The organism is Winogradskyella sp., assembly GCF_013213975.1.
Lineage (GTDB): Bacteria > Bacteroidota > Bacteroidia > Flavobacteriales > Flavobacteriaceae > Winogradskyella.
Map to the genome: position 1 here is coordinate 27,240 of NZ_JABSST010000003.1, position 13,918 is coordinate 41,157.

The 13,918-nt window shown below is 32.5% G+C and carries 12 protein-coding genes; 5 read left to right on the forward strand and 7 right to left on the reverse strand.

The genetic code is table 11. The features are described 5' to 3' along the window. Window positions 1–161 precede the first annotated feature (161 nt). Window positions 162–497 carry a hypothetical protein gene (locus HRU49_RS00480; RefSeq protein WP_363146041.1) on the forward strand — a complete coding sequence of 112 codons (336 nt, stop codon included), beginning with the start codon at window positions 162–164 and terminating at the stop codon, window positions 495–497. Here HRU49_RS00480 and HRU49_RS00485 read toward each other — a convergent pair. Further along, window positions 494–1,060 carry a biopolymer transporter ExbD gene (locus tag HRU49_RS00485; protein WP_296353029.1) on the reverse strand — a complete coding sequence of 189 codons (567 nt, stop codon included), beginning with the start codon at window positions 1,058–1,060 and terminating at the stop codon, window positions 494–496. The two genes, HRU49_RS00480 and HRU49_RS00485, sit on opposite strands and share 4 nt — an antisense overlap. A 139-nt stretch (window positions 1,061–1,199) precedes the next feature. Between HRU49_RS00485 and HRU49_RS00490 the strand changes: the two genes are divergently transcribed. Together HRU49_RS00490 and HRU49_RS00495 are read left to right on the forward strand one after the other, a co-directional pair. Next, a complete protein-coding gene (locus HRU49_RS00490; protein ID WP_296353030.1) occupies window positions 1,200–2,708 on the forward strand; it encodes a DEAD/DEAH box helicase family protein in 1,509 nt (502 codons plus the stop codon). A 99-nt stretch (window positions 2,709–2,807) separates the two neighbouring features. Beyond that, window positions 2,808–3,548, forward strand: a complete 741-nt coding sequence (locus HRU49_RS00495; RefSeq protein ID WP_296353032.1) for a hypothetical protein — start codon at window positions 2,808–2,810, stop codon at window positions 3,546–3,548. Here the strand turns inward: HRU49_RS00495 and HRU49_RS00500 are convergent. From HRU49_RS00500 to HRU49_RS00510, 3 genes are all read right to left on the reverse strand, one after another. Then, the gene (locus HRU49_RS00500) at window positions 3,538–4,098 is read right to left on the reverse strand and encodes a pseudouridine synthase (RefSeq protein WP_296353033.1); all 561 of its coding nucleotides are present in this window, start codon (window positions 4,096–4,098) and stop codon (window positions 3,538–3,540) included. The two genes, HRU49_RS00495 and HRU49_RS00500, sit on opposite strands and share 11 nt — an antisense overlap. 52 nt (window positions 4,099–4,150) lie before the next feature. Next, the gene (locus HRU49_RS00505; RefSeq protein WP_296353036.1) at window positions 4,151–4,963 is read right to left on the reverse strand and encodes a DUF1853 family protein; all 813 of its coding nucleotides are present in this window, start codon (window positions 4,961–4,963) and stop codon (window positions 4,151–4,153) included. A gap of 77 nt (window positions 4,964–5,040) precedes the next feature. Beyond that, window positions 5,041–9,936, reverse strand: coding sequence for a PQQ-dependent sugar dehydrogenase (locus HRU49_RS00510; protein ID WP_296353039.1), 4,896 nt, complete (start codon window positions 9,934–9,936; stop codon window positions 5,041–5,043). 312 nt (window positions 9,937–10,248) lie between these two features. On the opposite strand from HRU49_RS00510, the gene HRU49_RS00515 reads away from it, so the two are divergent. Then, window positions 10,249–10,812: a DUF4251 domain-containing protein gene (locus HRU49_RS00515; protein ID WP_296353041.1), complete on the forward strand. Its 564-nt coding sequence runs from the start codon at window positions 10,249–10,251 to the stop codon at window positions 10,810–10,812. 341 nt (window positions 10,813–11,153) lie between these two features. Here HRU49_RS00515 and HRU49_RS00520 read toward each other — a convergent pair whose 3' ends face one another. Together HRU49_RS00520 and HRU49_RS00525 are read right to left on the reverse strand one after the other, a co-directional pair. Then, the gene (locus HRU49_RS00520) at window positions 11,154–11,399 is read right to left on the reverse strand and encodes a hypothetical protein (RefSeq protein WP_296353043.1); all 246 of its coding nucleotides are present in this window, start codon (window positions 11,397–11,399) and stop codon (window positions 11,154–11,156) included. After that, window positions 11,396–11,956 (reverse strand): YceI family protein, encoded by a 561-nt coding sequence (locus HRU49_RS00525; protein ID WP_296353044.1) that lies wholly within the window; start codon window positions 11,954–11,956, stop codon window positions 11,396–11,398. Before HRU49_RS00525 ends, HRU49_RS00520 begins: the two co-directional genes overlap by 4 nt. Window positions 11,957–12,084: 128 nt before the next feature. On the opposite strand from HRU49_RS00525, the gene HRU49_RS00530 reads away from it, so the two are divergent. Continuing rightward, window positions 12,085–12,927: a winged helix-turn-helix domain-containing protein gene (locus tag HRU49_RS00530; RefSeq protein ID WP_296353046.1), complete on the forward strand. Its 843-nt coding sequence runs from the start codon at window positions 12,085–12,087 to the stop codon at window positions 12,925–12,927. Here the strand turns inward: HRU49_RS00530 and HRU49_RS00535 are convergent. Next, window positions 12,922–13,911 carry a type IX secretion system membrane protein PorP/SprF gene (locus tag HRU49_RS00535; RefSeq protein WP_296353048.1) on the reverse strand — a complete coding sequence of 330 codons (990 nt, stop codon included), beginning with the start codon at window positions 13,909–13,911 and terminating at the stop codon, window positions 12,922–12,924. The genes HRU49_RS00530 and HRU49_RS00535 overlap by 6 nt on opposite strands. Window positions 13,912–13,918 lie beyond the last annotated feature (7 nt).

Here is a 13,918-nt window from a genome sequence, read left to right on the forward strand (position 1 = left end):
CGAGTGAAAAAAACATTTGTTACAGTACTTTGTAATACAAAGTACTTATTTAACATATTTTAACTTATTTGTACATTTATATTATGATAAAAGGGGAAGTGGTCTTACTACTAGTAGTTTCGTTTATTTTTTCTTGCCAAAAAGAATCTGATTCTAATTGTTTGCAAAAGACTTTTGAGGTTACAGCAACAGCTTATAATTCTTTGGCGTATCAAACTAGTTCAAACCCAAATATTACAGCTTTTGGTGATAGCTTAATTCCCGGAAAACGCTATATCGCAGTTTCTCGAGATTTACTTGATTCTGGACTTATACACAATACTGAAGTCAAAATAGAAGGTTTTGACAGTACCTTTCTTGTTAAAGATAAAATGAATCGGCGATGGAAAAAGCGTATCGATCTTTATATGGGTATTGATGTAGAAAAAGCAAAAATATGGGGCAAAAAAAAGGTAAACATATCCTATTGTATTTCTGTTAAGGATACGATTAATTAATCACGTTTAACTGGAACTTCTGAAACAATAAAAGGATAGGCCTTTCTTACAACTTTTAATTCTTCGTCTGTAATTTGCTCTGGCGTTTTGTTAAAATACGTTCTAATGTATTCTGAGCGCAAATCATAAAATGCCTTTGTTATTTCATCTTGGACACTAATAAAGAGACTATACTTAGTTAATGCATCATGACTTAAGGAAATTACAGCCTTTTTGGGATGATCTGAAGATTCGACTAATTTATTACCGTGGCAATAGTTACATTGCAATGAGCCATTATTATCTACAAATGCTTTTACAATGTCCTTGACCTCTTCAATTTGAACAATTTTGTCTTCAATTAAGATTTCCTGATTCTGATTTAAGCTTACACTTAACAAATTACGCTCGTGTAAGTCAATAATACATTTAGTTATATCCGGACAATCACTAGGTAGTTGTCTTAAAATACCTTTATCAGCCGATATGGTCGTGGTTACTAAAAAGAAAATGAGTAACAGAAAGGCAATGTCTGCCATAGATCCTGCGTTGACCGTCGCAGGATGTCTTCGAAATGATTTCATAATGTTTTTATTTAAAAATGTTAATATTTTCTAAAGCACAAGAACAGTACCAATATTGTTAAAGGTTATTAACAATACCGCTAAAAAACACTCACAATATGTTATTTTTGCGAAATTAACATTGGGTGAAAATTAAGATATGCCAATAAACGCTATTAAAGAAACTGTCTCTGAGAAAAGGCTCTATGATTATCAAATTAAAGATTTGAATCGCATTTTCGATGTTATGGCAGAAGAGTCTTTTAATTTTAATTTATTGTATCAATTACCTACTGGTGGAGGTAAAACCGTCATATTTTCTGAAATTGTAAGACGTTATATAGAGCGACACAACAAAAAAGTTGTGATTCTTACACATAGAATTGAACTGTGTAAACAAACATCTAATGTGTTATCAGGTTTCAATGTTAAGAATAAAGTGATTAACAGCAAGGTAAAGACCTTACCAGATCAAGATGAATACCAGTGCTTTGTAGCTATGGTAGAAACCTTAAACAATCGTTTATCCGATCAAGATTTTGAGCTTAAAAATGTTGGTCTTGTTATAATAGATGAAGCCCATTACAACTCTTTTAGAAAACTTTTTAAGTTTTTTAATCACTGTTTCATACTTGGAGTTACTGCCACACCCTTAAGCAGTAATATAAAGTTACCAATGAAAGATAATTATGATAAATTAATTGTTGGTGATGATATTTCAACACTAATTAAAAATGGGTTCTTAGCAGACGCGGATATTTATCATTATGACGTCGGCTTAACTACCTTAAAAATTGGTATTAACGGTGATTATACAGTAAAATCTTCAGAGGCGCTTTACTCGAATAGTTTGATGCAGACAAAATTATTGAGTGCTTATGAAGAATTGGCAAAAGGGAAAAAGACGTTAATATTTAATAACGGCATATACACCTCTAAAGAAGTGTTCTATACATTTAAAAAGGCTGGTTATAATGTACAGCATCTAGATAATACAGCAAGTAAGCAAGAGCGTAAAGACATTTTAAAATGGTTTAAGCATACACCAGATGCGGTATTAACTTCAGTAAGTATACTTACTACAGGTTTTGATGAACCTTCTGTGGAATCAATTATTCTAAATCGCGCTACGCGCTCATTAACTTTATATTTTCAAATGATTGGTCGTGGAAGTCGTATTTTTAAAGATAGAACCACATTTCAAGTTATAGATTTAGGAAATAATGTAGCCCGTTTTGGACCTTGGAGTCAACTAGTAGATTGGCAACACATCTTTAAATATCCAGATTTATATTTAGAAAATATAGTTGATGATGAATCTATTGAACGTGATTTTGTCTATGTAATGCCAGATTCGATAAAAGAAAAGTTTAGTAATTCTGAATCTTTGGATTTTGACATTAGAGCTGCCTATAAGGAAGCTTTAAATACTGGTAAAAAATCTTTTACAGTTATAGAGCAATCCATTGCTCAGCATTCTAAGATTTGTATTGAAAATAGTGAAGATGTATTTGACGCAAGAGACTTAACCAAACTTTTACAAGATGAAATTTCTTATCGAATAAAACAATATTGTTATTGTATCATGAACAGTACTCAAAATTATAAGGACTGGTTATTCGATGAATATAATCGCAAATTACGGATTAGCTTCAATGGTAAGTTTTAACGTTTTTTTGTAAGGAATTACATTTATATACGTTTAATTTGATTAAGGGTATGGTTTTTGTACCACAAGTAGAAACACAAAAATACATCTACAATATTAGTGAGTCCTTTCAAAGTCATATTAATAATTTTAAGCTTATTTTTTTCTAAAGCTCATTTTGCACAAGTAAAAGATAAAGAGAATAAGTCTATCCGCATTCCTGCGGAACCCTCCAAAATAAAAAAAGACTCATCACCAGTAAAAATAAAGGTTGCCCCAAAACTAGATAAAAAAGACAATAAGGCAGGAGTTAACAAACCTGAAGATAAGAAGAAGTTTAGTATTAAGGAGTCTGAAAAACCATTTTCTATGACAGATGAAGATGGATTAAAAAGTCCTAGCGAAATTTATGAAAAGCGTTGGAGTAAAGATTTAGAAAAGGGTGGTGTCATTAAAACCATGTCAGATCAATTTCTAGGCGAGCACCGTGTGGATACTAAATTTGTAAATATTGTATGTAGGGATCACGAATATCCAGATGGTGACCGTGTTAGAATTTACATAAATGGATACATTGTAAAATCAAGTTTAGTTTTGCAAAGTAGTTATAGACGCGTAGAAGTAAATCTTGCTGAAGGTAAAAATACCATAGAAATCGAAGCACTTAATCAAGGAGAATCTGGGCCTAATACCGCAGAGTTTGTTGTTTATGACGATAAAGGAAAGCTTATTTCATCAAAAGAATGGAACCTACTCACAGGTGTTAAAGCTATTATAGTTTTTCATAATGAAAAAGTTGTCATTCAAGAACAAACTGAAGAAAATTCAAGATCGGAACAAGATACAACCTCTAATAATTAATTACATCTATTTCACCAGGTGTCATTTTTCCTAAATGGTATTTTCCAATTCTTACTCTAACCAGACGCAATGTCGGATAACCAACTTTTGCCGTCATTTTCCTTACTTGTCTAAACTTTCCTTCGCGAATTGTAATGCTTAACCAAGACGTTTTCCCGTGCTTAGGGTCTCTTACAAATCTTTCAATAATATGATCTGTTCGTTCTAATACTTTGACAACACAAGGTTTCGTAAGATACGATTGTCGGTTTACTGTTATTTCAACACCATGACGTAATTCACAAATTGCACTTGCAGTTATAATACCATGAACCATAACATGATACTCTTTTTCAATATTAGAGCTTGTAATATGATTACTAAATTTACCGTCACTAGTTAAGAGCAACAGACCTTCCGACTTTTCATCTAAACGACCAACAGCCATTATTCGATGCTCTAAATGAAATAATTCACTTAGTAATTTTTTATTTCTTCGTCTATTTTGATTGTTAACGAATTGACTTAAGTAGCCATAAGGTTTGTAAATTTTGAAATAGGAATGTGCCACATTACCAAGGGTTAAATTTATCTTTTCTTATTCTGATTAATAACTATTAAATCTAGTTTGGAGACCACCATGTTATAAAACATTTTTTGAGTTCACCCATTTTATTTTTAACCCAAATCATTGGCGAACGCTCACTTAAAATGGATTTGCTGATTAATTCTTTTGCCATTTCAAAATCCAACCATTGTACATTATTGTTGGGCTCAATTAACCACTCCAACTTTTGAGGTATGCAAAACAACGCATTTTGTAACAAATCAAATCGTGCAAAATCTAAATAATACCCACTAATACATGACGTGTTCAAAGGTTCAATATCCTGCCTCTCATGCCGTCCATAGGGTAGAAATAATTGTGCTTTAAACAATACATGTTGCTTTACAGAATTTATATCAAATTTATAATTTTCAAGAATTTGTTCTGTCTTTGTATGATAGAGTAGCGGTAATTGCTTGTGTTTAAGCTTTTCTAATTTATAGTTTAGATTATCCCTTCTATTTGGACCAACCCAATTTGACATTAAATCTTTGCCTTTAGATTTAATGTCAAATAGGTAGAATTTATATACTATTTCTAAATGAATAGGGATATTTTGATGAATGAGCAAAACATCTAACTCACCCAATGTTTTTTGGTCATCTACAATTTGTAAACTATCAGCTATAATTTGACAATTAGGCATTTGTTGCAGTTGAAACAACACAAATTTCTCAACCCATTTACCCAATCTAAGTGATTTTTGTTCTTGAACAATAAATGGTTGACATGTGTTTGTGGGCATAAACTGCCCCATACCTTGAATCGCATCATTTTCCCATAGTATTTTGGTATTCTGATAACCAAGAAACATTTTGTTAAGATTCATTATGCTAAACTAATCAAAGTATATTAATAAAGGCCATACTTAGCAGTACGACCTAAAGAAAACCTGCTCTAATAAGTTTATTTAATAATTAGTTTTTCAAAACGTCTTGAGCCAGATTGAGACATAAGTTCTATGATATATACACCTGCACTTAACCGGTCTACTGCAATTACTTGCCTATTTTTAAAAATATCAAGTTGGTCTTTCATCGAATTTTTTCCATTTAATTCATATAAGACAAAACTCGTTTCCTCCTCTAAATCACCTTCAATAACAATGGAATTTGTAGAAAAATCAGAATAAATAATCAACTTATTTATAGGTAATTCTGTAACAGTTAGTGCATTCCCTTCAAATCTTAAATAAAATCTACCTGTTTCTGATAAATCTTCATCTGCCGTGAAAGCATATTCACCATCATTCAAAAGTGTAAATGTGTTATAAACAGCATCCTCTAAATAAACATCTATATCAGACGGCAAATCACTTTCATTAATGCTAATTGTAATTTGCTGTCCTTGGTCGGCATTAATACCTAATGGTATAACAACATTTTCCATAGCACTGCTAGATAATGCTTGAATTGAAAAAGGCACGCCGCCAGTGATATCGTCAACTAAAAGCGAATAGATAGCAAAATCTGGTGCATTACCACCATAAAGTGCAGCATCATACCCTGGATCTAAGCCATGACTTGCATTCTCATTAAAATAAAAATCAGTGGTGAATTCTGATGCATTTGAAATAGCTTTTAGTTCTAAATGCCCATGATGAGGAGAGGTACCAGATCTGCCTAAAATAAAATCATCCGAATCACCTGTAACACGCATACTTGGCGTGAATGTAACGATACCTCCGTCCGTTTTACTTTTCACAAAAAATCCTTGTCCTGGAGCAATTAATCTACCAGTAGTAGCACTATTTAATACTTCCCATCCATTTGAAGCATCACCATCATAACCATATATTGCTTGAAAAGAAGTAACGTCTAGTTGAGATTGATTCATTGAAAAGAATGCGTCAAAATCAAGATATGATGAATATGGATTGCCTATTAAATTCCATCCTTCAAATGATGAACCATTAGAGGATATAGAAACCTCAACATTACCAGATTCGATTTCTCCTGTAAAAGTAAAGGTTGTTCCTGAAACACCATCTTCAGAGCTATCTCTTGCAGTTCGATATCCTACTCCAGAATTTATTGGGGTTAAATCATTTGCAGTGGTATCATATATCTGATAGCTTCCTAAAGCTTCATTAAAAGGACCAAAAAGTTTCTGTATTGTATTAGCTGGATTTTCAAATATATTAGAATTATCACCCGCTAAACTTCCAAAATTTTGATTTTTTACAGGCGAAGAAATTAAATCATTCCCAGTAATACCGTTAAAGGCATTAATATGTCGTTTGTATTTTATTACACCAGTTGTACTTCCAGAAACTATTAAACTCGAATATTTATTAGAAACGGAATTTAATAGGATTTCACCATTGTTTACTAAGTTTCCGTTTATGGTCAAGCTGCCACCCTCCATAATTTCAATACTTCCAGTTGCACCAACTGTGTAATCACCGTTTATAGTCACATCTTCATCGACACCAATCATTAAATCCTCACACGCATTAGGTGCTGTAAAAACTGCTGAATTGCTTAAATATGTCGATTTATAGCCATCGGTAAAATCTGCAGTGACTTCAACATCCAATCCATCAGAATTAAGTCCTACCAATGTTATAGTCTGTGGACTAGTTGTAATAGGAAAACTTTGATCATTAACAACTAATGAACCTGTAGCTGGTGGATTAGTATAAGTTACTGTTAATTCTTGAGTGTATGAATTATCTGAAGAATTACATGTAGTCTGGATACCTGCTGTGACATTATCAATAGTTGTTGGATTAGAATAAGGTTTAAATTGTACCATTGACGCTTTTGGTTCCGTTTGAGAATCGTCAGCACCTTGTTGTGTATCACCACCGCGACCTCTTAAATGAATACTCACCAAATCCTGAACACCATCAGTATATAATTGCACTCTTACAGCTTCTGCGTAAATTGGGGGTTGATTAGTATTATCCCACTGATAGATGCCGCTATCAATCCAACCACCAATACCTTCTTCGATAGTAAACCAAAGACCTTGTCTTAAATAACTAACTCGCCAATGTGTATTAGGTTGAGGCTGGTTTGGATATGTACCACCCAAAGTAATATAATTTACAAATTTTGGACTGGACCAATCTGTTCTCCAATAAAAACCATTGTCCGCATCGACAGGCCCTAAATTTTGATTATAACTCTCACCATACTCTGCAAAACTCGTGGTTACCTTGTAATCACCTGATGCTGGATCATAAAGAATGTCTAATGGCGCCCCTCTTCCTGAACCTTGTGAAACAGAACCACTCAATGTAGCTGAAGGCAATAGTGCCAAATTAATCAATGGATTTGGGTTATTTATTGTATCTGAAGAGACACCACTAAGCTGATTTATCCATTGTTCAACTAAATCTACTGCAGGTTGGTCAATAATGGTTTTCGAAATAGGTGGCATCATTACAGAAGCATCTACACTATTCATTCTATGAAATAGAATTGACTTAGATGCATCGCCAGGGTGCACAATTTCTTCGTCTATATCAATACCTAATGGTGTAAGTATACCACTGTTTAATAATTCTGTCGCCTCTAAATTATTATAAACTCTTAAATCAAAATTCGTTCTAATACTATTATCACGTCTGTGACAGTACGCACAATTAAGGTCAAGATATGATCGTGCCTTTTCATCTAAACTGGCACTAGAATCATCTAATCGTTTGTTTGTGTAGATGTCTCCTGTTTCGGCATCGGTAATAGATGTGTCTAAAATTCCTAAATGACTAAGTGTTACTAATTGATTCGCAGTAACCCCTGTTTCGGCATACGTATAATCCGTGTTTAAATAACGAGATTTTAAACCTAATCCACCTTTATTGGCATTATTATGACAGTTAATACAATCTGAGTTCGATGGGAAATGCCATGTTTGGGTTCTTATGCCACCGCCTACCGTAGTAATATCTATTGGTTCATCTAAACTCGATGCTTGAAGTACTGCATCCGTTTGAGCCTCATTCCAATTGTAAGTCAAGAAATACATTTCCCCAACTTCATCAACAACTGAAATTCGTGTTTCTATCTTTTTAGTAATGGACGGATTATTATCATCGACTTGTAAATCAAAATGCTTAACTATAACTGTGCCTGGCGGAAAATCCCAATCCCCGTGTTCAGAATATGCAACTTGCTCTTCACTGCCACTATGAACACCATCATTATTAGGGACAGCTATCCAGCGCTTTTTAAGGGCACCATCAGACCAAAATGATTCGTACAATTCGTAAGGCACATAACCATCAATGACATCTAAGGTGCTTAAATCTGAAAATATGCCAGTCTGAGATAGTAACTGAGGCGCAGGACCGTAATCAGCATCATCGTCTATTAATTTATAAATGTTAGTGGCAAATCCTAAATTTAGAATATACAGTTCACCTTGAGCATCTTCACCAAAAGAGATAATGTCTTCTGGCAAAAATGTACTAATTTGTTCGTACTCTCCGGTACTAATATCAACAGAAAATATTTCATCGCCACCGCCATAATCAGCACAGATATATTTACCAAATAACTCAGGTATACCAGATCCTCTATAAACATATCCACCAGTTATTGAATTGACAATGTCATGACTAAAATCTACAAAAGGTTCCTCATGGGCCATATTATTAAATAAATCAGAATAGCAACCAGGTCCAGCCAACGTACCTTCGTATAATGGCCAACCAAAATTGGAATTTGTGCTCAAAACATTGATCTCTTCACGATTATTAAGGCCTACATCACCAATATAAAACGTACCTGTCTGGCTATCCTTAGTCATTCTAAATGGATTTCTTAACCCTACAGCATAATATTCCTCAAAGAAATCACCTGCAGAGTAAACATCATTTGGATCATTTGTTGTTAAATTAGGTTGACCATATAAAGTTGTTGTTGAGCCTGGTGTTGTGTCAGAAAAAGGATTATCATTTGGAATCCAATATTCTACTCCAGTTATCTCACCTGCAAAACCAGTATCTGCTGGTTTGGTTCTAACTGGAGCGTGACTTTTTGTTGGATCTTTATCTACGTCTAATCGTAAAACACCACCTGCAAGATCTTCTGTAATTTCTTGAGATCTTCTCCAAGATGCCATATCACCTGTAGTTAGGTAGAGAAAACCATCATCACCAAATTCTAAACCACCACCATAATGTGTTGTACCATACATTCTGTTCTTTAGGAGTATGGTTCTAGAATTAGCAACAAATGTCATTGTTGTAGGATCTACTTCAAATCGTTCTAATACAAGGTAGTTTCCTTGGTATTCACTATCGCCATACGAACATCCTTGACTTGTATATCCACCAAATGGAGGCGAATCTTGACCTTGAGCATTTTTGGTAGCATAGTAGACATAAAAATAATTTTGAGGATTAGATACAGCATCAAAATCAGGATGAATGGTCATACCCAAAAATCCACCATCTGAAACGAGGCCAACTTCCGCTGATAGATCAATTAATAAATTCTTATCAGTTGTTGCTTCATCATCTTCGAACCAATAGATTATGCCATTTAATTGTCCTATAACAAATGTACTTTGACTAGGCACTTGCTTAAAGGCAATCGGATAGAAAAATGTGAGATTTGGAAATGCTATTCTGTAGGTAGCATCTAAATCTGTATCTAAGGCCTGTGGAAAAACTCCATTTGAATATGGAGAAATAGTTCCTACACTTGTTAAACCAGGTCCTGAAAAATACGGAAACGACCCAAATAATAATACTGAAGCAATTAAAACTATGAAAGTTCTAAGTGATTTAAATTTAGGATTAAAACGTGTTAATAGGGTTCCAATAAGTTTTTTGGAATAATGTTTCATTTGAATGTTAATTAATAGCTAATTAAATGTAATACTATTACTTAGATTCAATCAAACATTTCGACTAATGTTCATTAAAAACGATAACAGTAATCAATTGATAATCTTTAAAGTATTTTTCAAACTCTAGAAGTCATTTTGTTATGTATGCATAATAAATTAATCTACTGATATTAAATGTTTTAAACATCCATTTTGTTTAATTTTTTCTTAAAAATCATCAACTATAAATTCATTTTATTTTACACCCTTATAAGTAATTAATTATCAAATATTTGATGCATTTATAGATAAAAGAACTATATTTAAGGTATGAAAATAAGGAGCCTATTAATATCAGTATTAATTATATTGTTGGGATGTAAAACTATTCCAAATGAAGAAGATTTAGCATCGGAATCAAGCGAGTTCAAAGCTTTAAAGACTTTAGTTGATTCCCGAAATTTAGTTTTTGAAGCTCAGGTTGCTTATCCCTTTCAAACCAATGATATTATTGATGTTTCTAATGAATTAATGAGCCAAACAGAAAATGCTAACGGTAGATTTAGTCTAAGTGCGAATGAAGATTATTTAAAGTTAAAACATGATTCTACAAGTGCTCGTTTGTCCTATTTTGGTGAGCTTAGAACCTCAGGGTATTCAGACGCTAGAGACACCAACATTGAGTTTAATAATACAGTAAGTGATTATAAAGTCAAGATTAATGAGAAGAAGAGACATATTTCTATTTCGTTCAAAGTTAAAAATGAAACAGAACAATTCAATATTAAATTGCTTTTGTTTTCATCCCAAAAAGGCAACTTAACGGTTTACGGATCTAACAGAACAACGATAAGATATGATGGCGAATTTAGACCTTCAAAAAAACATAATTAATTTTTGCAGTAGCCTTCTTTTATTTTAACAGATTGTAAATCTCTCTAAACTTTATTTTCGTAGTTCTGCTTTGAAATACTAAAGAGCAGCATGTGCTCATTAGATTTTAGTAAAATGCGGGTTCTGTTTTAGCATGCAATGTTATAGGTTTTCTAGTAACAAAGGCTTCATATACGGTAATCATGCCAAGACACTTAGACGAATCTTTATCGTTTTTTACTTTTTGAAATTTTGCTTTTGTGGAGAGATAAATAAACGCTTTATTTTTATTAACTAATATCATGAGTCCATCATAATCAATAGTCGTTTAACGCAAGTTCCTTAGAAGATGGCTTATCTTTTCAATTCATATTCCATAAAAAGGCATAAGTGAAAAATTCAATCCCAACAGGATTACGCCAATCCTTTGTAAACCTTAAATCTTCATATCCTTCGCAATTGATTTCAGGGGCAAAACCAAATGGAAATTTAATAACTCCTTTTAAATAAGTAGAATCAGCTTCTAGTATATATAAGTCATTATCTTTTTGGCCAAAACTCATTAATGTATAATATGTGCAATCAGATAAAAATATTATTTTTTTCATAAGCATAAGCTTACTTCAAAACCAATACCGTCTGCGATAGCGCCATCTCGTAAAGTACTATTGTAATCAATACCCCAACGTTGTCTATCGATCTTGAATCTTGCTGTTAACTGTTGCTTTTCATAATTTACTTTGGCTTGAAAATTTATCGGTAAGGTAATCCCTTTAATTGTGAGATCTGCAAAAATCTGTATATTGTGATTATCGTGATATTTAACTTTTAAAATTGTCAAAATGGAAGTAGGATAATCTGAAGTATTAAAAAAATCTTGATTCTTAAGATGATCTACAAGTCCAATGTTAGCTTCTTCATCTTTAATATCTAGACAAATTATCGAATTCATATCAATTATAAATGTTCCACCTGTGATTACATCATTATTCTTTGTAAAGTAGCCTTCTTTAAAATTTATGGTGCCATAATGGCCACCAAAATAAAATGAATATTCGCCTGACCATTTAATTTCGCTTTTTGATCTATTGATGTCTAATTTTTCTTGTGCAAAGTGGTAAGTCCAAACAAACAGGCACAGAACGATACATAGGATTTTTTTCATGACTAAATTTTTTAATTGAATAATGAGATAAAACTAAAATGTTTAATCCTGAAGAGTGTCAAAAAAATGTAAAAGAAGTGTCAATGACTTGTAAAATTTAAAAGAAATACTTGTTCTTTGTCAATACTATGATGAACAATTATCTAAATATACTCGTCTTATTTCTTATTCTATTTACGTCTTGTGATGATTCTAAACCATTGGGGCTTGAGAAAAAAACAAAGATTGCTCTTAGAGATGTTGGTCATAAACTATTACTAAATCAAAATGATTCTACATCGTTGATTTTACCGGTTAAAAAACTTAATTCTAGGTCATATCGGTTAGAGATAGACACAACCTTGACTATTGAACCACTACTATTAGTTGAAATTATCTCTGATAGTTTCAAGTCAGCTAGTTTACCTGAAAATTATATCATTGAAGTTATTCAATGTAGGAACAATGAAGTGGCTTACAGCTTTCAAAAAAGTACAACAATTGATAAAACTGTTATTCCTTGTGGTGGTCGTTATCTGCCAGTAGGGTTCTATGTAATTGAAGTTAATTATGCAGTAATAAATTCTAATTCATCTCAGTGGTTATATTTTCTTATTCCTTTAGGTATTGTTATTGTAGTGATAATGTTAATTTTTAAACAAAAATCAAGAAAAACACCTAATACAGTTAAAGTTCAATATGAAGTTATTGGTAGTTTTCGATTTTATCCCGAACAGAACAAACTTGTTAAGGAAGCAGAAGAAATAGCTCTATCTAAAAAAGAATGTGAGCTATTAACCTTATTTATACAAAAGCCAAACGTGTTGATTAAACGCGAAGAACTTACTAAGCGTGTTTGGGAAGACAATGGTGTTATTGTGGGTAGAAGTCTAGACACCTACATTTCTAAACTTCGTAAAAAATTACAAAGCGATACAAGTATTAAACTTGTAAATGTTCACGGAGTAGGGTATAAACTCAGAATTTTATAGCCTATAATAACTTTGGCTTGATCCTTTTGTACAAGGACAATTACTTGCACTCTGTAATAAATTCAATCCTATAGTCACTACATGAGTTCCCGAATTAAATCCCGATAAATCATTAAGAGTTAACTGATAGGAATACGCAAAGTAAAGCTTGTTGTGCAAAATCCCAGCCATAGGTCCAACATTTAAAGGGCTGAAAAATTGATCGTTTAAAAAACGATATGATGCACCTAGCCAATAATAGTCACCGTCTTTATTGAATTTTCGGTACTTAAAATTGATGTCTGTTGCAGATCGATTATCACTATCAAAAAACTGAAAGAACATTGAAGGTTCAAATTCGACATATTTATTATGCTTAGGTGTAAAAACATAACCTGTGTAAAATTGATAGTTTAATAAGAGTCTGGGTTCTAAACCACCAGTAAAATCATCAGTATCTTTTGATATTAAGTTATTAGCATTTGCACTGAAATAAAACTTATTCCATCGGTAAAGGAAACCTGCATCAAAATTGTTATTACTGATTGCTCTGTCTCCATTAATAGCAGGGTCTAAAATCGGAATTTCATATGTTGTATTAAAATTTTCGATATCAATTCTAAAATTATTGATATTATAAGAAAGACCAAAAGACAAATATTGCTTCGATTTCCAATCTAAGATTAAATGATGGGCAAATGAGAGCTTTAGTCCCTTCTGCCTAGTATTTCCATTTTTATCGTTATAAGCAGAAATGCCTATACCTGATCGATTCGAAATTCTAAAATCTGCATAAATAGATTGATTGTCTGGAGCGTTTTTAATGCCTACCCATTGGGTTAATCCATTTGCTCGTATCTTTAAATTATCACCAATTCCAGCGTAAGTAGGTGAAATTACAAAGTCGTTATCAGCTAAATACTGGGTCCATACAGGTAAATTTAATTCCTGACTATAGCTAAATGTTGTGAATATAAAAATTATAAAAATTAAAATTCGTTTCATTTCAGTA